We start from the raw sequence: 20323 nt of genomic DNA on the forward strand, positions 1-20323 counted from the left end.
GGTATGGGTCCCGGCCTTCGCCGGGACGACGCGTGGAGGGTGCGTGCCCACCGCGACCCGGATTTCGCTGAAGCGCAATCCGGCTACGCTGGATCAGCTAGTGCCGGAAGTGCCTGGTGCCCGTGAACACCATGGCGATGCCGTGCTCGTCGGCGGCCTTGATCACCTCGTCGTCGCGCATCGAGCCGCCGGGCTGAACCACGGCAGTGGCGCCAGCCTCGATGCAGGCGAGCATGCCGTCGGCAAACGGGAAGAACGCATCTGACGCGACGACCGAGCCCTTGGTGAGGGGCTCGGCGAGCTTCAGCTCGTTCGCCGCATCCTGCGCCTTGCGTGCCGCGATCCGCGCCGAATCCACCCGGCTCATCTGGCCTGCGCCGATGCCGACGGTGGCCAGATCCTTGGCATAGATGATGGTGTTGGATTTGACGTGCTTTGCGACACGGAACGCGAACTTGAGGTCGCGCATCTCGGCGTCGGTCGGCGCACGCTTGGTCACCACCTTGAAGGTCATGTCGTCGACCACGGCGTTGTCGGGGCTCTGCACGAGCAAGCCGCCGGCAACGGTCTTGGCGGTGAGACCGGCCGAACGCGGGTCGGGCAGGCCGCCGGCGAGCAGCAGGCGAAGGTTCTTGCGCGCGCCGATGATGGCGATTGCCTCCTCGCTCGCGTCCGGCGCGATGATCACCTCGGTGAAGATCTTCGTGATCTCGCGCGCGGTGTCGGCATCGAGCGCGCGGTTCATCGCGATGATGCCGCCAAAGGCGGAGGTCGAGTCGCAGGCCAGAGCCCTGCGATAGGCGGTGGCGAGATCGGGACCTTCCGCGACGCCGCAGGGGTTGGCATGCTTGACGATGACGCAGGCCGCGGTGCGCTTGGCGTCGAACTCGCCGATGCACTCATAGGCCGCATCGGTGTCGTTGATGTTGTTGTAGGAGAGCTCCTTGCCCTGCAATTGCCGCGCGGTCGAGACGCCCGGCCGCTTGTCGGGCGTCGCATAGAAGGCGGCGGTCTGGTGCGGGTTCTCGCCGTAGCGCAGCGCCTGGATCAACTTGCCGCCGAAGGCGCGGTAGTCGGGCGCGTCGATCTCGAGCTGCCGGTTGAACCAGTTGGAGATCGCGGCATCATAGGCGCCGGTGCGCGCATAGGCCTTGGCGGCGAGGCGCCGGCGCAGCTTCAACGTGGTCGCGCCGTTGTTGGCGGCGAGCTCGTCGAGCACGGCCTGGTAATCCTGCGCCTCGACGACGACGGCGACATCGTCATGGTTCTTGGCGGCGGCGCGGATCATCGCGGGACCGCCGATGTCGATGTTCTCGATGCACTCCTCGAAGCCCGCGCCTTTGTCGACGGTCGCCTCGAACGGATAGAGATTGACGACAAGGAGATCGATCGGCGCGATGCCGTGCGCCTTCATCGCTTCCGCATGTTCCTTGTTGTCGCGGATCGCAAGCAGGCCGCCATGCACCTTCGGATGCAGCGTCTTGACGCGGCCGTCCATCATCTCGGGGAAACCGGTGAGGTCGGAGACGTCCTTCACCTTGAGGCCGGCGCTCGCGATCGCCTTGGCAGTGCCGCCGGTCGACACCAGCTCAACGCCGTGGGCGGCAAGCGCCTTGGCGAATTCGATCAGGCCGGTCTTGTCGGAAACGGAGAGCAGGGCGCGGGTGACGCGGCGGGGGTGGTCAGTCATGAGCAAGATCCTCTGTTCAGGGAGTCCCTATGCCCAGGCGCGCGGCAGCTATGTCCCGCGCTTCCCGATGGTGCTCCATCCAAGGTCGCCAGTCGCGCGAGCGGAGGCTCGTTACCAGCTTTCGGTGCTGTTCACAACGGCTAGATAGGACGGAATCGCGCTGCCTTTACAGCGGAAGTTCCGGCTCCCGCCGGGCGTTGCGGCGGGCATTGGTGACTTGGGGCGAAGCAGTGGAGCGGACAAAGCTCCAGCGGATCGAGGGGGCCTGACGCGCATCCTGCCGGATCACGATCTGCGCGGTGCGGCGCGGCCCGTCATTGCCGGCCAGGAACACGCTGTCCTCGAGATCGACCTTGTCGTCGAGCGCCTCGAAGGTCCAGACGTCGCGGTTCGGCAGCACCAGCATCACGCCGCGGGCGTCCGACAGCCGGCTCGCCTTCACCGCCGGATGCAGGTGGAAGCGCAGCGCGAAATCGGAATTCGCGCCCTTCAGCCGTCCGCTCTGCGGCGGCGACAGCGTATCCTCGCCGTCGAGCCGCGTGCCATCATTGCCGACCATCACCACACGCCGGTGGATCACGCCGAACTTGGCGAGATAGCCGTCATGCGACGTCGTCAACAACGTGCCGTTCGCAACGACCTCGCGAAAATTCTCGACGACGGCCGGCCCGCTGATCACGAGCGCGCCGTGCAGCAGCTTCTTCATCGCCGACAATTCGACGAACTGACAAGACGACGTTTCGCGATAGGTCAGCGTCGAATGCGCCGCGGTGCCGCGCGCGAACGGCCGCCAATTGTCGCGCCCCGTCGTCGGCATGCCGCAATTGGTCACGATGCGGCTCGTGCCTGAGGACAATTCGAATGACAGGCAGCCGGCATGGGCGTCGTGGCTGACATTGGCCGGCGGCGGCGCGCCGGTGTCCATGATCAGCGTCAACGCTCCGGCGTCGAGGCGCTGGAAGCCGGTATGCGGCATCGTCGCCATCGGCGCGCCGTGGGTATCGTCATAGGCCAGCAGCGTGGCGAGCAAATCCGACGACGTCGCGCTCATGCCGTTGAACAGCGCAAAGTTGCCGTCGCCGTGCCGGAAGAAGCGCAGCATCGGCATCATCCGGTCGATCGCGTTGAGCAGCGCCGGCGGCGGCGCGATGTTGCGCGCCGCAAAGGTCTGGCGCAGCGGCAACAGGTCGATCAGGAGCTCGATCAACGCGCCCGGATTGCGGGAGATGTGTCCGCCGTCGGGGAGGATCTGACGCTGCAATTCGTCGGATAGTTTGCGCGAGGCGCTGCGGATGTGGCGCGCCTGGTTGGCAAGGCACAGCGAGGCGTAGCAGAGCGCGATCAACACTTGCAGCCGCGGCACCCCGTCGGGGATGTCGACCATCGTGAAGCGCAGAAAACGAATTTCGCGGGCCAGCGCCCGCAGGTAACGGCGATAGAATTTGTTGTCGGTGTCGCCAAGCACCAATGGGGCCTGCGACAACAGCGAGATCACGCGACGCGCCAGCACGTCGGCGCGGCGGGCCACGGCGCGGCGCTTGTTGGCGGGATTGGAGATCCAGTCCTCGACCAGCGAGCGGGCGTTGGCCCGCGTCAGCGCCGTGTCGGCGGCGCGCAAGTGACGCAGCCAGCCGAAGCCGAGCAGGGCGACCTCCCAGTCCTCCGACGGCGGCTCGAGATCGAAGATCGAGCGGCCGTGGCAATTGACGATCTTGCCGGCGAACACGAAGCGCCCGGCATAGATCTCGGCTGCGCGCGTGGCGTCAGCGGTGCGTAGGTCGTGCGGCGCGATGATCAGCCGGTCGGTGCGGCCTGGCCAGAGCCGCGACACCGCCACCGACCCGCCGCTCGCGCGCGCCAGCATGTTCCGCGCGAAGCGGTTCATGACCAACGTCGAGATGCGTCTGCGTTGAGCGACCGACACGCCTTGCCTTGAAGGGGGAGAGGATTCCTGACGAATCCTTTTAATCCCAAAATCGGCCGGCTGACACCACCTTGAAAGGCGGCGAATCAGCATCAGCGACGCAAAATCCGGTGCAAAATCAGGATTTAACCAGCCGGGCGGCGAAGAATCCGTCGAGCCCGCCGAGCCGTGGGTCGGCGTTTGGCAAATGGCTCGGCAGGGTGCGCAGGTCGCCCTCAGTGGTAATGATCTCGGCCAGGTCCGAGACCTCGGACGGCTGGATGGGCACGCGGCGCAGCGCCGGCTCTTCTGCCAGCAGCGTGGCGATCGCCTGCTCGCCTTCCTCTGGCTCCAGCGAGCAGGTGCAATAGACCAGCGTTCCGCCCGGCTTGAGCAATGAGACGGACTTGCGCAGCAGGCGCTGCTGAAGCGACGTGAGCGCCGCGATGTCGGACTCCTGGCGCAGCCAGGCCACATCGGGATGGCGGCGGATCGTGCCGGTCGAGGTACAGGGCGCATCGATCAGGATACCGTCAAAGCCGTGCTGTGGACCCGCCCATTCCACGGCGTCGGCGACGACGGTTTCGGCCTGCAACGACAGCCGCGCCAGGTTCTCGCGCAGCCGTGCCACGCGCGCCGGCGAACGGTCTACCGCGACAACATTCGCGCCGGCGTGCACCAGCTGGGCCGTCTTGCCGCCGGGAGCGGCGCAGAGATCGGCGATGGATTTTCCCGCGATATCGCCGAACAGCCGGGCCGGCAATGCGGCTGCGGCGTCCTGGACCCACCATTGGCCTTCGCTGAAGCCGGGCAGCATGGTCACCGCGCCGTGCAGCAGCGTGCGCACGGTTGCGGTCGGCAGCACCTCGCCGTGCAGGCGACTCGCCCATTGCGCGGCATCCGACTTCACGGTCAGATCGAGCGAGGGCTCGTGGCCGAGCGCGAGCGCCATCTCGCGCGCGGTGGTCTCGCCATAATGCGCGCTCCAGCGCGCGAGCAGCCAGGGCGGCAGGTCGAGCGATTGCGTCGCGACTTCCTCCAGCAGCGCCTTGCCCTCACGCGCGCAGCGGCGCAGCACGGCGTTGACGAGGCCGGCATAGCGCGCCGCGCGGCGGTCGGATTGCACCAGGCGGACCGAGAGATCGACCGCCGCGTGATCGGGAACATCCATCCAGAGAATTTGCGCAGCGCCGATCAGGAGCGCGCTTTGCGCGCGCGGCGCCTCGCCGGGGATGCCCTTGTCGAGCAGGCGCGACAGCACGTGGCCGAGCGTGCCGAGCCGGCGCAGGACGGTTGCCACCATGCGCCGCATCAGCGCGCGATCGCGATCGGCGAGCGTCTTCAGTCCGGGATGCGCGCCGCCACCGTCGAGCTGGTCGTCCAGCGTGCGGTGCTTGTGCAGGACACCATCGACGATGTCAGCGGCGATCCGCCGTGCCGCGAGGCCGGGCACTTCGGTGGGTGGAGCAAAACGTTGAGACGGCATGCGTAAGGTTCTGAGCGAGCGGCAGTTCCGCCGTGAGGGCGCATGCCTTAAGAAGCGCATCTGTGGCATGCGAATATGCCAAATGTAAGAATCGCCTCTGGTTTTTTCAGCCCCGCCTGACGATCTCTGCCATGGGCGCGGCGTTTTTTCCGATCGCGCGCGGCACGCAGCTGGGCTAGGAAGCCTGAGATGAACGATACTCCGTCCAACCCTCCCCGGCGCAAACCGCTGACGCCGGCCGCCCAGCGCGCGCTGGCGGAAGCCGAGGCACGTCGGCAAGTGGCTGCGGCCAAGGCCGAAGCCGCACCAAAAGAGTTGCAGGGGCCGAAGGGGCCCGAGCCGACGCGCTATGGCGATTGGGAGCGGAAGGGCATCGCCTCGGATTTTTGACACGGGGGCGTCACTTGTTGGTTCAGCCGACTCAGGCCTAGCGTCGGCCGATGCTTCCTCGCGACCGAATCAATTCCTATCGGCCTTCGTTCAGCGGCGCGCCGTTCGGCCGCCGCTTCGCGGGCCTGCTGCCATGGATGTTCGTGGTCGTCGTCGTGACGGCGATCGTGCTCACCTACCGGCATGGCACCAACTGGCCCGTTCCGCATGCCAGAGATGACCGGGCGCAGGACGCCGAGATCATCCTGCAGCAGGCCGGCAATCCCGACATTCGCCAGTCGGTTGACGTCATCCGCACCATCGACGGCGACACGTTTCTCGCGCGCGTGCATCAACACAACGGGCGCGATCTCGTCGCGCGGGTTCGCCTGCGCGGCATCGATGCGCCCGAAATGAAAGCGTCATGTCGGGACGAGTTGGACAAGGCCGAAGCTGCCACCGATGTGCTGCGCAATCTGCTCGGCCAGGGCGGCGTCGTGATCTACAATCTTGGCTCAGAGAAATACGGGCGCATTCTCGCCGATGTTGCCACCAAGCGCACGCCCAACGTGTCGGCAGCGCTGCTCGCGGGCGGTTATGCGCGCAGCTACAATGGCGGCCATCGCGAGGGCTGGTGCGCGCGCGGCTGGCGCTTCTGGCAATAAAAAAGCCGCGTCAAAACGCGGCTTTTCGTCTTGAAGCAGTTCGTTCTCAGCGCGTGACGACGACCGTCGTGCCGACCGACACGCGGCTGTAGAGGTCGCTGATGTCGTCGTTGAGCATGCGGATGCAGCCGTAGGAGACGAAGCCGCCGACCGAGCCCGGCACGTTGGTGCCGTGAATGGCGTATTCGCCGCCGGCCAGCGTCATCGCCGCGACGCCCATCGGATTGCGCGGCGAGCCGCCCGGGATCACGTCGGGAAGCTGCGGCTTGTCGCGCTTCACTTCGGCCGGAGGCGACCAGGCCGGGTTGCGATACTTGCCGTCGATACGGGTGGTGCCGGCCCACTGCTTGCCGGACTTGCCGACGCCCACGGGGTAGCGCATCGCGTGGCCGTCATCGAGGATGAGATAGAGCCGGCGTTCATTGGTTCTGACCACGATGGTGCCCGGCGAATAATCGGCTCCGTGCAGCCCCACCATTTCCGGCCGCGCCTCGGCCGCCGTCGACATCAAGACCCCTGCCCCGATGGTGGCGGCCAATGCCACCGCAATCCTCATCGACATCACTTGCTTCCTTATCCGTTGCCCCGAACGGGTTGTCCGAAAATGTACGCAAAACCCGGAAATCGCCCGCTCGCCCACGCATTCTTAACCGCGCGCATTAACCGGATGGTTTCCACGCGCCGCGCCTTGGGCCCAGCCAGCAGGGGGAACAAAGGAAAAGTTCCAATTAAAGTAAATGACCGGAAAACAACACTCGCCGGGAAAGATACGGGCGTGCCGGCCCACGCCCTGACAAGTGCGTGAGCACACGGGCTTTGCCGACAGGAAATGCTGTTGAAGCGGGACGTTCTCGTGTCCCGGACGCGGCGCGGCACGAAGTGACGCGACGCAGAGCCGGCAACTGTTATGTCGGCGCGGTCTGCAGGTAGGGCTTCCTGTCGCGCATCATGGCGTTGAGGACGGTTAGGAGCTTCCTGGCGACGGCAATGAGAGCGAGCTTGGCTGGTTTGCCGGCCTGTCGCAGTCGTGCGTAGAAGGCCTTGAACGGATCGGCCCGGCGAACCGCGTTGAGGGCAGCCATGTAGAGGGCGTCACGAACGCGCTTTCGACCGCCGGCGATCTTGCGTTTGCCACGGAAGGCGCCGCTGTCGACGTTGAAGGGGGCAAGGCCCGCGAGTGCCGCGATCTGTTTTGCACCAACACGTCCGAGTTCCGGCATCTTCGCGATGAGCTGCATGCAAGCCACGGGACCCACACCCGGCAGCGAGCGCATCAACTTTGCATCGTCCGCGATCTCCGGCTCGGCCTTGGTCAGCGCCTTGATGTCGGCTTCGATCTCGGCAACCTCGTCGTCGAGAACCTCGATAAGGCGGCTGATCCGTTCGGCCATGGCGCGGTCGTCAGCCTCGCTGCGCCGGTTCTTCTCCTGTGCGCGCATGAGAACCAGCTGATCCCGCCGTTTTGCAAGCCTCGACAAGGCGTTGCGGGCGGGATTGGCGGCCTGCTCAGTTGCCGGCTGCATGACCCGGCCAAAGGCCGCCAGCATCCGTGCATCGATCGGGTCGGTTTTGGCAAGTTGGCCGCTGGCCCGCGCAAAATCGCGAGCTCGAGCCGGATTGATCCGGGCGAAGCGGACACCGGCCTGATCCAGGGCCTCGCGAAGCGCGAGGTCATAGGTACCCGTGGCCTCGAAGACGATCAGCGCATCGCATCGCCAACGCGTCACCTGCTGTGTGATGGCCTGTGCCGCGTTGGCGATGCGCCTGGGCACACCGTCAGCTTCATCAAAGATATCGAGATGTTTTTTGGAGACGTCGATTCCGACGTAACGAAGGGGTATGATCACGGTGCCTGTCCCTGTGATGCGAGGTCTGTTGCCGCAGCCTCGTGCAACTGTTCAGGTTGGTAATGGAACGGGCGGGAGGCCGAGCCGGCTCACGGCGTCAAGCGCCAAGGACCCAACGGCTTCCCGCCCAACCCATCCTGACAGACTTCAAAGACACAGGGACCCAGAAACTGTCTGGGGCATGGGCCCCGGCTCTGCAGCGCACCGCTGAAGAAGCGCTGCGCTGCGTCCGGGGCACGAGGCTGTTTCTTACGCCGAAGTCTGCTTCTTGTTCTGGCGGTTCTTGACGAGGTCGTCGACCACGGCGGGATCCGCCAGCGTCGAGGTGTCGCCCAGGCTGCCCGGCTCGTCCTCGGCGATCTTGCGCAGGATGCGGCGCATGATCTTGCCGGAACGCGTCTTGGGCAGGCCGGGCGCGAACTGGATCTGGTCGGGCGAGGCGATCGGGCCGATCTCCTTGCGCACCCAGGTCACGAGCTCTTTCCGCAGATCCTCGCTCGGCTCGACGCCGGCCATCAGGGTGACATAGGCGTAGATGCCCTGGCCCTTGATGTCGTGCGGGAAGCCGACCACGGCGGCCTCCGAGACCTTCTCATGCGCGACCAGCGCACTCTCGACCTCGGCCGTGCCCATGCGGTGGCCGGAGACATTGATGACGTCGTCGACGCGGCCGGTGATCCAGTAGTATCCGTCGGCGTCGCGCCGGCAGCCGTCGCCGGTGAAGTACTTGCCCTTGTAGGTCGAGAAGTAGGTCTGCTCGAAGCGGGCGTGATCGCCATAGACCGTGCGCATCATGCCCGGCCAGGAACGGGTGAGGCAGAGATTGCCCGATGTCTCGCCGTCCAGCACCTTGCCGTCGGCATCGACGATCTCCGGCACCACGCCGAAGAACGGCAGCGTCGCCGAGCCAGGCTTCAGCCTGGTTGCGCCCGGCAGCGGCGTGATCAAGATGCCGCCGGTCTCGGTCTGCCACCAGGTGTCGACGATCGGGCAGCGGTCGTCGCCGACGACGCGATGGTACCACTCCCATGCTTCCGGATTGATGGGCTCGCCGACCGAGCCGAGCAGGCGCAGCGAGGCGCGCGAGGTCTTCTTCACCGGCTCGTCGCCGCCCTGCATCAGCGCGCGGATCGCGGTCGGCGCGGTATAGAAGATGTTGACCTTGTGCTTGTCGATGACGTTCCAGAACCTGGAATTATCCGGGTAGTTCGGCACGCCTTCGAACATCAGCGTGGTCGCGCCGTTGGCCAGCGGTCCATAGAGAATGTAGCTGTGGCCGGTGACCCAACCGACGTCGGCGGTGCACCAGTAGATGTCGCCGTCGTGATAGTCGAACACGTATTGATGCGTCATCGCGGCGTAGACGAGATAGCCGCCCGAGGTGTGCAGCACGCCCTTCGGCGTTCCGGTCGAGCCCGAGGTGTAGAGGATGAACAGCGGATCCTCGGCATGCATGTGTTCGGCCGGGCAGTCCGTCGTCACCATCTTGGCCGCGTCGTGGTACCAGAGGTCACGCGAGGGATTCATGTCGACCTTGCCGCCGGTGCGCTTGACGACGACGACCCAGTCGACGCCTTCGGTCTTGGCGAGAGCGGCATCGACATTGGCTTTCAGCGGCACCTTCCTGCCGCCGCGCAGGCCTTCATCGGCGGTGATGATCACCTTGGATTTGCAGTCGCTGATGCGCTGGGCGAGGCTGTCGGGCGAGAAGCCGGCGAACACCACCGAGTGGATCGCGCCGATCCGCGCGCAGGCCAGCATCGCGTAGGCAGCCTCGGGGATCATCGGCAGGTAGATGGTGACGCGATCGCCTTTCTTGACGTTGCGGGTGCGCAGGATGTTGGCCATCCGGCAGACCTCGTCGTGCAGCTCCTTGTAGGTGATGTGCCGGGACTGCGAGGGATCGTCACCCTCCCAGATGATCGCGGTCTGGTTGGCGCGCTTGGCAAGGTGCCGGTCGATGCAGTTCCAGGCGACGTTGAGGACGCCGTCCTCGAACCATTTGATGGAGATGTTGCCGGGCGCGAAGGAGACGTTGTCGATCTTGGTCGGCGCCTTCATCCAGTCGACGCGCTTGGCCTGCTCGGCCCAGAAGCCGTGCGGGTCCGAGATCGAGCGGCCGTACATGTCCTTGTACTTGGCCTGGTCGACCCAGGCGCGCTTCGCCCACTCTGCCGGCACATCGTAGATCTTCTCGGACATGTTTTCCTCCACCAAGCGGCAAGCTCAACGCCACGCCGACATCATTTGAATGATTATGCGTCGGGCTAACCGCGCCCGACAAGGAGGACAAGCTGGACCTTCGGCGGGCATCCGACCATGCGGGGGATCAAGGTCGGTGAGGGGGCCTGTCGCAAATCTGAAACAACCGGCGCAAAGGCCCTCGCGCCCTTTACCGAACATTGCGGAAGCTGCGACGCAGACCCTCCATGCGCCGAGGAGAGGTATTCAGGAACCGTTCGTCACTGATTCGGGACTCGCAATGCCGTTCGGAACCTCCTAAATGGCCTGACCGGGGTCCGTTGAGGTCCAACGGAACAAAAAACAAAACAACAGCATTGTCCGATAACAGGCGGAGCTAAGGCGTAACACTATGATGGATCAGCAGAATCTCGGGACGATGCGGCCCGCTTCAGCCGATCCCGCCGCTATTGCGCTGGCCAAAGCGCTCGGACAATGGCCGAAACCGACCGGTTTCAGGCGTCCTAGCCCCAAAAAGACCTTTGATACGGCCCCCGCGACCTCGGTCGAGGCGCTGGCTCGGGAGCTTGGTTTGCGGCTTGGCGACCAGAACGAGCTGACCATCCGGCGCATCAAGCGCGGCAAGGGCTATTCCTTCGTCCGCCCCAACGGTGCCCATATCCGCGACGCCCGCACCATCCGCCGCCTGCATGCCATGGCGGTGCCGCCGGCCTATCGCGAGGTGCGCTACTCGGCCGACCCGAGCTCGCATCTCCAGGCGGTGGGGCGCGATGCCGCAGGTCGGCTGCAATATCGCTATCACGCCGATTGGGAAAAGGTCCGCGAGCAGCGCAAGGCGCATCGCCTGGAAAAGCTCGTCGGCGCCCTGCCGAAGATCCGGCGCAAGGTCTCGATGTTCCTCTCCGGCGAGGAGCCGACGCGCGAGTTCGCGCTCTCGGCGGTGATCGAGCTGATCGCCCGCACCGCGATCCGTCCCGGCAATGAATCCTACGCCCGCCTCAACGGCACCCGCGGCGCCACCACGCTGCTGAAGTCCAACGTCACGCTGGAAGACGACTGCTTCGTGCTGACCTTCAAGGCCAAGGGCGGCAAGGCAGTGCGGAAGGAGTGCGACGCAGCCAAGCTCGTGCGCGCCATCGGCATCCTGCGCGGCGTGCCGGGCAAGCGCATGTTCCAGTATCGCGATGCCTCCGGCACGGTGCGCTCGGTGAATACGACGCAGGTCAACGCGTTCCTGCGCGAGATCGCCGGCATCAAGATTTCGCTGAAGGATTTTCGCACCCTGATGGCCTCGGCCGTCGTCGTGGAATCGCTGTCGCGGATCACGCCGGCGACCAGCCAGCGCGGCCGCAAGCGTCAGGTGCTGGACGCGATCCGTGCCGCTGCCGACCAGCTTTCCAACACGCCGGCGATCTGCCGCAGGAGCTATGTCCACGACACCATCGTCACCGCGTTCGAAGACGGTATCCTCGAGCGTTTTGCCGCGACGATGAAGGGGCAGCGCTCGCAGGCCAGGCGCGAGCAGCTTCTGGCGCAGGTGGTGGCGACGGCTGCGGTGTAACGCCCGCTACATCTTGCCCTGAGGCTTCATCACATCGGGTCCGGGATCTCGGCCCCCGGCCACGAGGCTCAACCGGCCCAGATAATGAGCCCAGCCCTTGCTATGGGCTTCGCATTGTTCTGCGGTCGGCAGGCCGCTGTGCGTCATGCGCAACAGCGTGCCGCCATCGCGTTCGATCAGGTCAATCTCGATCAGGCTCGAGCCGGGCGGCACTTCCTGACCGCCCTCCCAACCGAATGTGTAGGCGAGCCGATGCACCGGCACGACCTCGCGAAACGCGCCGCGGGCGACGCCGCCGCGCTGGCCAATACCCTTGAGCAGGTAAAGCCCGCCCGGCTGCGTCTCGAATGTCGCCTCCGAGCCCATCCAGTTCACGATCTTGTCGGGGTCGGCGAGGTAAGCGAAGACAGTGGCACGCGGGGCCGGAATATGGGTCTCGCGGCGGACTATGAATGGATCAGTCATCGGCGTCGGTTCCCAGGCTGAACTACGGAGATGGCGCCGCCCAAGCGGCTGTTCAAGGCCCGCCATCGACGATAGGCCGTGACAAAAATGGCGCGCAGACCGCATGATCGCGTCATGCAGTTGTCCTCGACGCTCGCCTGGCTCGTCGATGCCGCCGCCGAGACCAAGGGCGCCGACCGGCTGCTCGCGGATCTCGGCAAGCATCTCGTTACGGATGGATTGCCGCTCGTCGCGGGCAGCCTCACGCTGGACGTCCCGCATCCCTTGATCGCACAGCGAACCTGGCTGTGGCGCGCCGAGAGCGGCGAGGTCGTCGAAGCACTCGGTTTTGCGCCGGGGGCAGCCGCGCTCGCGCCACGCAACGATGCCGGCCGGCGCTGGCTGAGTGCAACCGCGACCGGCGCCGTCCACGAAGACGTGATCGGGCGGCGGCAGGACGGGCCGTTGCTCGGCTGGATCGGGCCGCGCCCGTTCACGCCGCGCGAGATCGACGATCTCCAGCAAGCCGCGCGCTTCGCCGCCGCGCCGCTCGCCGTGCTCGCCGCGCGGGCCACGCTGGCGGCCGCGCTCGAAGCCTATCTCGGCCGGCGCAGCGCAGAGCGCGTGCTGGCGGCGCCGCTGCGCCGCGACCTCGGCGAAACCATCCAGGCGGCACTGCTCTATGCCGATCTGCGCGACTTCACGGCGCTGTCCGAAGCCAACCCGCCGGCCGCGGTCATCTCGGCGCTCGATGCCTGGTTCGATCGCATCGCGGGCGCGGTGCACGCCTTTGGCGGCGAGGTGCTCAAATTCATCGGCGACGGCGTGCTGGCGATCTTTCCCGTGGTTGATGATTCGCCGCGTCGGGCCTGCGACGCCGCGTTGCGCGCGGCGACCGCGGCGCGCGCCGGCATGATGCATCTGGATGACGAACGGCGCCGCCAGGGATTGCCGTCGCTGTCGTTCGGCGCCGCGCTTCATCTCGGAGAGATGCTGTGGGGCAATATCGGCGCCGCCAATCGGCTGGATTTCACCGCGATCGGTTCGGCCGTCAACCTGGTGAGCCGGCTCGAGGGATTGTGCAAGCCGCTCGGCAAGTCGGTTCTGGTGTCGGGTGCGCTCGCCGCGGAGACCGACACGCGATTGCTGCCGCTCGGGATGCATCCGCTGCGCGGCATCGCCGCGCCATGCGAAGTGTTCGCACTACCGGAAAGTTGATGGAGTAGTCGGCTGCCGTAGGGTGGGCAAAGGCGCGCTCTTCGCGCGCCGTGCCCACCATCTCTCAATGAATGCAAAAGCAGAGGTGGGCACGCTGCGCTTTGCCCACCCTACAATTCTGGCCGGCTACACCCCACCCATCTTGCAGACGAGCTTCCATTCGTCCGCCGTCACCGGCTGCACGGAGAGGCGCGAATATTTCACCAGCGCCATGGAGGCCAAGCTCTTGTCGGCCTTGACCGCGGCCATCGTCACCGGCGTCTTCAAGGGCTTGTCGGCCTTGATGTCGACGCAGACGAACTTGCCGGTCTTGTCGGTCGGATCGGGATAGGCCTCCTTGATGATCTCCGCGATGCCGACGATCTCCTTGCCCTCGTTGGAATGATAGAAGAACGCCTTGTCGCCCTTCTTCATGTTCACGAGATTCTGCCGCGCGGTGAAGTTGCGCACGCCGGTCCACGCCTCGCCCTTGGCACCCTTGGCGACCTGCTGGTCCCACGACCAGACGGACGGTTCGGATTTCACCAGCCAGTACGCCATGTTCATTCCTCTGCCTTGAAGGGGCGCGTCAAAAGTCCGGATATTGCGGCATCGATCGTGCTCTTGCCGCTCAGGATCGCCACCACCGCTTCTGATACCGGCATCTCGATGCTTTGCGAAGATGCGAGCTCGATCAGCACGGGCGCGGTGAATTCGCCTTCGGCGAGCTTGCCGGCCGGCGGCGTCTCGCCGCGCCCGAGTGCGAGCCCGAGCGCGAAGTTGCGCGATTGCGGGCTCGAACAGGTCAGGATCAGGTCGCCGAGGCCGGACAGGCCTGCAAGCGTCTCGCGGCGCGCGCCGAGTGCGCGGCCGAAGCGGGCAAGCTCGGCAAAGCCGCGCGTGGTCAAAGCGGCCTGTGCGGAGGCGCCGAGCTTGCGTCCGACCGCGATGCCGACCGCGATCGCCAGCACGTTCTTGGCCGCGCCGCCGATCTCGACGCCGCGCACGTCAGTGGAGTGATAGGGGCGGAAGGTCGGCGAGCCCAGCGCCTGCACCAGGGAGCTGGCGAGCTGCTCGTCTTTCGCAGCCAGCGTCACGGCCGTCGGCAATCCGCGCGCGACGTCGTCGGCAAAGCTCGGTCCCGACAGGATCGCAGGCTGCGCGAGGGGCGCGGCTTCCGCGATCACGTCGGTCATGAATTTGTGCGTGCCGTGCTCGATTCCCTTGGCGCAGGCGACGACCGGAGTTGGCTTGGTCAAATGCGGCGCCAGCGTGTTGGCCGCGCCGCGCAGGTGCTGCGCGGGCGTCACGATCAACAGGATCTCTGCGCGCGCCGCGAGCGCCAGCTCGCTCGTCACCACGATGTCGGGAGACAATTTTACACCAGGAAGCCGCGGATTTTCGCGCGACGAGGCAATCCGGCCTGCGTGCTCGGCATTGCGTGCGCACAGTGTCACCGTTCTTCCCGCCCGTGCAGCGACCATTGCCAACGCCGTGCCCCAGGCGCCCGCGCCGATCACTGCGACGGACTGGAAGTTTGTCATCGCTAGAATCCCGCGCGCGTGTTGGCGTAGCCTTTGGGCGCCGTCGCGGATGCATCGAGCAGCCAGCGGGCGCGGGGCTGGGCGTCCATCGTGTCGGTCAGGCCGAGCGCGAGACGCTCGGCGCCGGCCCAGGCGATCATCGCGCCATTGTCGGTGCAGAGTGCAGGCGGCGGCATGATCAGTCGCGTCCCGGCTGCGTTGGCGACGTCCTGCAAAGCGCCGCGGATCGCCTGATTGGCGGCAACGCCGCCGGCGGCGACGAGCGCCTGCGGCGCGCCGAACTGTTCGCGGAACAGCCTCAGGCCCATGCTCAGGCGGTCTGCGGTCGAGTCCAGCACGGCGGCCTGAAAGCTCGCACAGAGATCGCTGATGTCCTGTTGTTCGAGAGGAACGATCCGGCTCGCTTCGTTGCGCACCGCCGTCTTCAATCCCGACAGTGAGAAATTGGCGTTCGGCCGCCCCTGCATCGGTCGCGGAAACGCGAATCGGGTCGCATCGCCATTCGCGGCGGCACGCTCGACCTGCGGTCCGCCGGGATAAGGCAGCCCGAGCATCTTCGCGACCTTGTCGAAGGCTTCGCCGATCGCATCGTCGACGGTGGTGCCGAGCCGAATATATTGTCCGACGCCGACCACCGCGACGATCTGGGTGTGGCCGCCCGAAGCCAGAAACAGGCAATAGGGGAATTCGAGGTGATCGGTCAGCCGCGGCGTCAGCGCATGCGCCTCGAGATGGTTCACCGCGACGAGTGGCGTGTCGTGCACCATTGCAATCGCCTTTGCCGTGGTGAGCCCGACGATCACGCCGCCGATCAGTCCCGGTCCGGCGGCCGCGGCGACACCCGACAATTCGGCGAAGCCGACGCCGGCCTCCTTCATCGCGCGGTCAATAATACCGTCGAGCAGGTCGACATGGGCGCGCGCAGCGATCTCCGGCACCACGCCGCCGAAGCGGGCGTGTTCCTCGATCTGCGAGCGCACGATGTTGGAGAGAATCCTGCCGTCGCCGTCGTCCGCGCGCGCGATCACGGCCGCGGCGGTTTCGTCGCAGGTGGTTTCGATGCCCAATACCAGCATTGGCGAATTGTTATCCAATTTGCGCCCTTGCGCTCTTCCGCAAAGCAGAGTTCTGGTACGTCCGGTAGCATTCCGGGGTCGCCGAAGGCAATCGCGCCTTGCAACGTTCCCGAAAGCATGGTCGCGGTGCGCCGGAGAATAGAGATCATGGCCATTCTTGTCACACGGCCGCATCCCGACAATGAGGCCACCGCGGCAGACTTGCGTGCCCTGGGCTATGTGGTGCTGCTGGCGCCGGCCCTCAAGTTCGAGCCGGTGGCGTTTCGCGACGAAAGCGAGGCAAGCTACAGCGGCATCATCGTTACGTCGGCGAACGCCATCCGCGCCATCGCGCCGCAATTGCGGGAGCTTCGTCTGTCGAAGCTGCCGCTGTTCGCGGTCGGCGAGCACACCGCGAGCGCCGCGCGCGAGGCCGGCTTCACCGAGATCATCGTCGCCGGCGGCGACGCGGCCGCGTTAAGGGACAAGGTGCTGCAAAGCGCGCGCGACAAGGTCGTGAAGAAAAAGAGCACGCTGCTTTATCTCGCGGGCGCGGATCTGTCGCGCGATCTGTCGGGCGAACTCGGCGCCCACGGGTTCGACGTGGTCACGCAAACCGTCTATCGCATGGTGCCGGTCAAGCATTTGCCCCGCGAGGTCTGCGAAGGCTTTGCCGCGCTTGGCATCCGGGCGGTGTTGCATTATTCGCGGCGCAGCGCGCGTGCCTTCCTGGATGCGGCGCGTGACGAGGGCGTCGAGATCTCCGCGCTGTCGATTCCGCAATGCTGCCTGTCCGAGAGCATCGCCGGCGTGCTCCGCGAGGCCGGCGCGACGCAGGTTGCGGTCGCGGCCACGCCGGACCAAAATGCCTTGTTCGAGACCTTGGCGCGTGCTTTGCGCACCCGTTTGGCGTAAGAGAACGGGCCGAATCCTTCAACTTTGGGGTCCGGTCCGAGTACGTCGCTTGCAAGTGTGAGGAAACGTCACGATGGCCGAAGACAAGCCTGAAGACGCAGGATTGGCCCCCGAGTCCGGTCGTGCCAAGCGCACTCCGCCCACCATCGATCTCGAGGCGACCGAGGTGTCCACCCAGCCGCAGCAGGCGGCCGACGAGCCGGAGCCGGCTGAGCCCGATGCGGCCAAAGCCGAACCGGTCGCGGCCGAGGCAGCCAAGCCCGAAGCAGCCAAGCCAGAAGACGAGCCTGAACGCGCCGAGGCCAAGGCCGCGGTGCCTCCGACGCCTACGCCAGTGTCCCCCTGGGTCATCGCGCCGCTGTCGGGCGCCGTCGCAGCCGCGCTCGTGATCGCGGTCGGCTGGATGCTGGGCTGGCCCCAAGTCGGCCAAGAACGTGTGCAGGCGCCATCAGCGGCGCCGCAGGTCACGACTGCGACGGTCGATGCATTGAGCGGGCGCCTCGCCACTGTCGAGACCAAGGTCAACAAGCCGGCGACACCTGCCGCAGATCCGGCCGCAGCGGCGAGGCTTGACGCGCTGGACAAATCCGTCACCGCCTTGCGCAGCGACATCGCGAGCCTGCGCACGCAATCGGACAAGCTCGGCAGTGCGCTGAACGACGTGAAGTCGGCGCCGCGCGACGCGGCTGCCACGCCGGATCTGTCAGATATCAACGATCGCATCGCGCAGCTTGAGCGCACCATCAAGGCCGAGCGTGCCGAGCTCGCGCAGCAGGGCGAGAAGATCGCCGATGCGAAGTCCACCGACGACAAGGCGCTGCGTCGCGTCGTTGCGGCGGCGCTGCTCGACGTCGCCGTCCGTCACGGCGATGGCTATGCAGCGCAGCTTGCGACAGCGAAATCCTTCGCGCCTGACCCGCAGGCGTTGAAGCCGCTCGAGACGTTCGCATCCGCAGGCGTTCCGAGCCCGGTCGCGCTGAGCCGCGAGCTCGTCAACATCGTGCCAAAGTTGTCGCCGCCGGCGGAGGCGCAGACCAGCGGCGGCGGCATTGTCGACCGTCTTCAGGCGGGCGCTTCGAAGCTCGTCCGCATCGAGCGCACCGACGGTGTCGGCAATGATCGCGGCGCGATCGTCGCGCGGGTGACCGCGGCGGCGCTGCGCAACGATTTCGACACGGCGCGGCGCGAGCTGAAGACGTTGCCGGAGGCCGATCGCGAAGCCGCAAAGGCCTGGCTCGACAAGACCGATGCGCGCGACGCCGCGCTCGCCGCGTCCCGCAAATTCGCCGACGATGCCATGGCGGATCTCGCCAAGCCTGCTCAATAAGGTTCGCGCAACAACTAGCGCGTAATAAGGGATCGCCATGCTTCGCATCGTCCTCTTCCTCTTTCTGATTGCGCTGGCGGCGGCCGGCGCGGCCTGGGTTGCCGACCAGCCCGGCGATCTCGTCCTGACCTGGGGCGTTTTCCGCGTCACAACGACGTTTCCCAGGTTCGTGTTTGGGCTTGGCGTCTTTGCCGCGGCGACCGTACTCGTCTGGAGTATCCTGACGATGATCTGGCGCACGCCGGGTCGTCTGCGCCGCCGCCGTCACGACAAGCGCCACGCCCGCGGCCGCCATGCCATCACCCACGGCCTGCTCGCGATCGGCCATGGCGACACCGCGCTCGCCCGCCGCCACGCGGATGCCGCGCGGCGGCACGCGCCGGACGATCCGCTGGCGCTGCTCCTGCATGCGCAGTCGGCGCAGCTCGACGGCAATCGCGACGATGCGCAACGTGCCTTCCGCGCCATGGCTGAGCGTCCCGACACCCGGCTCCTCGGCCTGCGCGGTCTCTTCATCGAGGCGCAGCGCGCCGATGACGCCGTTGCCGCGGTGATGATCGCGGAGGAGGCGATCAAGCTGGCGCCGTCCTCGACCTGGGCTTCGCAGGCGGTGCTCGGTTTCCGCTGCGCGCGCAGCGACTGGAGCGGCGCGCTTGCGATCCTCGATTCGAATCTCTCGGCAGGCCTGATCGACAAGAAGGCCTGGCGCCGGCAGCGCGGCGTGCTGCTCACCGCGCGCGCGCTCGAGCTCGAGACCATGGACCGCGATGTCGCGCGCGAGAGCGTGATGGAAGCGGTGAAGCTTGCGCCGACGCTGGTGCCGGCTGCAGCCCTCGCCGCGAAATTCGAGAGCGAGGCGCATCAGGTGCGGCGCGCCATGAAGCTCGTGGAGGCCGCCTGGCTTTCGCATCCGCATCCCGATCTTGCGGACGCCTATGCGCATGTGAAGCTCGGGGATTCCGCGCGGCAGCGCCTGCAGCGCATCGAGACGCTGGCGGCCAAGACGCCGGGCCATGTCGAGGGCCAGCTCGCGCTCGCGCGCGCCGCGATCGACGCATCCGAATTCGCCCGCGCCCGCGAGGCGCTGGCGCCGCTGATCAATGATCCGACCCAGCGGGTTGCGCTCCTCATGGCGGAGATCGAGCGCGCCGAGCATGGCGACAGCGGCCGGGCGCGGGCCTGGACCCTGCGCGCGGTGCGCGCCCGTCACGACCCGGCCTGGACGGCTGACGGCTATGTCAGCAACCGCTGGCGCCCGGTTTCGCCGGTCACTGGCCGGCTCGATGCGTTCCAATGGCAGACGCCGGTGGCGAGCCTGCCCTCGGACAGAGGCACGACGATCGAGGCCTCCCCGTTCGAGGAGGCCATGCTGGCCGCCCCGCCGCCGAAGCGGATCACCGTGAGCAGCGAGGCGCTGGAACCGGTCCAGCCGGCGCCTGTGCCAGCCGCGCAGGACAATCTGCCGCCCGCGCCGAAACCTTCGGAGGCCAAGTCTGCCGAGACCAAGGCTTCGGAGACCAAGGCTTCGGAAGTCAAGCCTTCGGAGGTCAAGGCGCCGGAAGCCAAGAGCGAAGCGAAGACACTCGACGTGAAGGCACCCGAAGCGCCCGAGCCGGTTACGGTGGCAACGGAGGCCAAACCGGCCCCCGAGCCCGCCGAATCGGCCCCCATAGCCGCGACGCCCGTGTTCCGCGCCCGTGCTGACCTCGGCAAGCCGGCGTCTTCGCCGATTCCCGCCGTGATTCCGATCATCCGCGCGCCAGATGACCCCGGAATCGATGACGAGGGGCCGAGCGACGAATTTACAGAACAAATCGGCACGCCCAAGGCCCAGGCCGGCGGCTGGCGCGGTTTCTGGTCCCGCTGGGGCCGCTGATCGCCAAGTTCGGCCCGGCTTGTCCTTGCCAATTCCGGCCATGCCCGATATCAGGGGCGCACGTATTTGGGGCCGCTCAGCCGGCCCCTCATTGGTCCGCCGCAATAGCTCAGTTGGTAGAGCACGTCATTCGTAATGACGGGGTCGGGGGTTCGAGTCCCTCTTGCGGCACCAGCCTGTTCATGGCGTCGTTCTCTGCTTTTCCTGGCGCCAGCGCCTTGAAGGCGCGACGGGTCGATCCA

General features: G+C 66.5%; 17 protein-coding genes, 1 tRNA gene and 1 riboswitch. Of the genes, 8 read left to right on the top strand and 10 right to left on the bottom strand.

Annotated features, from left to right (window positions below; all coding sequences use genetic code 11):
- Nucleotides 1-97: 97 nt before the first annotated feature.
- From purH to NLM33_RS30260, 3 genes are all read right to left on the bottom strand, one after another.
- A complete protein-coding gene (gene purH, locus NLM33_RS30250; RefSeq protein WP_254101633.1) occupies nucleotides 98-1690 on the bottom strand; it encodes a bifunctional phosphoribosylaminoimidazolecarboxamide formyltransferase/IMP cyclohydrolase in 1593 nt (530 codons plus the stop codon).
- 24 nt (nucleotides 1691-1714) lie between these two features.
- A riboswitch (ZMP/ZTP riboswitch) is annotated at nucleotides 1715-1796 on the bottom strand.
- 60 nt (nucleotides 1797-1856) lie between these two features.
- Nucleotides 1857-3575: a heparinase II/III family protein gene (locus NLM33_RS30255; RefSeq protein ID WP_254101634.1), complete on the bottom strand. Its 1719-nt coding sequence runs from the start codon at nucleotides 3573-3575 to the stop codon at nucleotides 1857-1859.
- A gap of 157 nt (nucleotides 3576-3732) precedes the next feature.
- On the bottom strand, nucleotides 3733-5079 hold the full coding sequence (locus tag NLM33_RS30260) for an RsmB/NOP family class I SAM-dependent RNA methyltransferase (protein ID WP_254101635.1): 1347 nt from the start codon (nucleotides 5077-5079) through the stop codon (nucleotides 3733-3735).
- Nucleotides 5080-5268: 189 nt separating this feature from the next.
- Between NLM33_RS30260 and NLM33_RS30265 the strand changes: the two genes are divergently transcribed.
- Nucleotides 5269-5469, top strand: a complete 201-nt coding sequence (locus NLM33_RS30265) for a DUF1674 domain-containing protein (RefSeq protein ID WP_254101636.1) — start codon at nucleotides 5269-5271, stop codon at nucleotides 5467-5469.
- Nucleotides 5470-5519: 50 nt separating this feature from the next.
- The gene (locus tag NLM33_RS30270; RefSeq protein ID WP_254101637.1) at nucleotides 5520-6113 is read left to right on the top strand and encodes a thermonuclease family protein; all 594 of its coding nucleotides are present in this window, start codon (nucleotides 5520-5522) and stop codon (nucleotides 6111-6113) included.
- A gap of 46 nt (nucleotides 6114-6159) precedes the next feature.
- Here NLM33_RS30270 and NLM33_RS30275 read toward each other — a convergent pair whose 3' ends face one another.
- The 3 genes from NLM33_RS30275 to acs form a co-directional block, all read right to left on the bottom strand.
- Entirely contained in the window at nucleotides 6160-6675 is a 516-nt protein-coding gene (locus NLM33_RS30275) for a L,D-transpeptidase (protein ID WP_254101638.1), read from the bottom strand.
- A gap of 343 nt (nucleotides 6676-7018) precedes the next feature.
- Nucleotides 7019-7960, bottom strand: coding sequence for a transposase (locus NLM33_RS30280; RefSeq protein ID WP_254098909.1), 942 nt, complete (start codon nucleotides 7958-7960; stop codon nucleotides 7019-7021).
- Between the two features lie 249 nt (nucleotides 7961-8209).
- Nucleotides 8210-10162, bottom strand: a complete 1953-nt coding sequence (gene acs, locus NLM33_RS30285; protein ID WP_254101639.1) for an acetate--CoA ligase — start codon at nucleotides 10160-10162, stop codon at nucleotides 8210-8212.
- Nucleotides 10163-10553: 391 nt separating this feature from the next.
- Between acs and NLM33_RS30290 the strand changes: the two genes are divergently transcribed.
- Nucleotides 10554-11723: a DNA topoisomerase IB gene (locus NLM33_RS30290; protein WP_254101641.1), complete on the top strand. Its 1170-nt coding sequence runs from the start codon at nucleotides 10554-10556 to the stop codon at nucleotides 11721-11723.
- 6 nt (nucleotides 11724-11729) lie between these two features.
- Here the strand turns inward: NLM33_RS30290 and NLM33_RS30295 are convergent, their stop codons facing one another.
- A complete protein-coding gene (locus tag NLM33_RS30295) occupies nucleotides 11730-12188 on the bottom strand; it encodes an SRPBCC domain-containing protein (protein WP_254101643.1) in 459 nt (152 codons plus the stop codon).
- Between the two features lie 114 nt (nucleotides 12189-12302).
- Here NLM33_RS30295 and NLM33_RS30300 point away from each other — a divergent pair, with 114 nt between their 5' ends.
- Nucleotides 12303-13385 carry an adenylate/guanylate cyclase domain-containing protein gene (locus NLM33_RS30300; protein WP_254101645.1) on the top strand — a complete coding sequence of 361 codons (1083 nt, stop codon included), beginning with the start codon at nucleotides 12303-12305 and terminating at the stop codon, nucleotides 13383-13385.
- Between the two features lie 126 nt (nucleotides 13386-13511).
- Here the strand turns inward: NLM33_RS30300 and NLM33_RS30305 are convergent, their stop codons facing one another.
- From NLM33_RS30305 to tsaD, 3 genes are read right to left on the bottom strand one after another with little or no spacing between them, the layout of a single operon-like run.
- On the bottom strand, nucleotides 13512-13925 hold the full coding sequence (locus NLM33_RS30305; RefSeq protein WP_254101647.1) for an EVE domain-containing protein: 414 nt from the start codon (nucleotides 13923-13925) through the stop codon (nucleotides 13512-13514).
- A 2-nt stretch (nucleotides 13926-13927) separates the two neighbouring features.
- Nucleotides 13928-14908, bottom strand: coding sequence for an NAD(P)H-dependent glycerol-3-phosphate dehydrogenase (locus NLM33_RS30310; protein WP_254101649.1), 981 nt, complete (start codon nucleotides 14906-14908; stop codon nucleotides 13928-13930).
- A gap of 2 nt (nucleotides 14909-14910) precedes the next feature.
- The gene (tsaD, locus tag NLM33_RS30315; protein ID WP_254101651.1) at nucleotides 14911-15984 is read right to left on the bottom strand and encodes a tRNA (adenosine(37)-N6)-threonylcarbamoyltransferase complex transferase subunit TsaD; all 1074 of its coding nucleotides are present in this window, start codon (nucleotides 15982-15984) and stop codon (nucleotides 14911-14913) included.
- 147 nt (nucleotides 15985-16131) lie between these two features.
- On the opposite strand from tsaD, the gene NLM33_RS30320 reads away from it, so the two are divergent.
- The 4 genes from NLM33_RS30320 (at nucleotide 16132) to NLM33_RS30335 (ending at nucleotide 20255) form a co-directional block, all read left to right on the top strand.
- On the top strand, nucleotides 16132-16878 hold the full coding sequence (locus NLM33_RS30320) for a uroporphyrinogen-III synthase (protein WP_254101653.1): 747 nt from the start codon (nucleotides 16132-16134) through the stop codon (nucleotides 16876-16878).
- 73 nt (nucleotides 16879-16951) lie between these two features.
- Nucleotides 16952-18205, top strand: coding sequence for a COG4223 family protein (locus NLM33_RS30325; RefSeq protein WP_254101655.1), 1254 nt, complete (start codon nucleotides 16952-16954; stop codon nucleotides 18203-18205).
- 37 nt (nucleotides 18206-18242) lie between these two features.
- A complete protein-coding gene (locus NLM33_RS30330) occupies nucleotides 18243-20081 on the top strand; it encodes a heme biosynthesis HemY N-terminal domain-containing protein (protein WP_254101657.1) in 1839 nt (612 codons plus the stop codon).
- Nucleotides 20082-20179: 98 nt separating this feature from the next.
- Nucleotides 20180-20255, top strand: a tRNA-Thr gene (locus NLM33_RS30335).
- The last annotated feature ends 68 nt before the right edge of the window (nucleotides 20256-20323 follow it).

Source organism: Bradyrhizobium sp. CCGUVB1N3 (assembly GCF_024199925.1).
Lineage (GTDB): Bacteria > Pseudomonadota > Alphaproteobacteria > Rhizobiales > Xanthobacteraceae > Bradyrhizobium.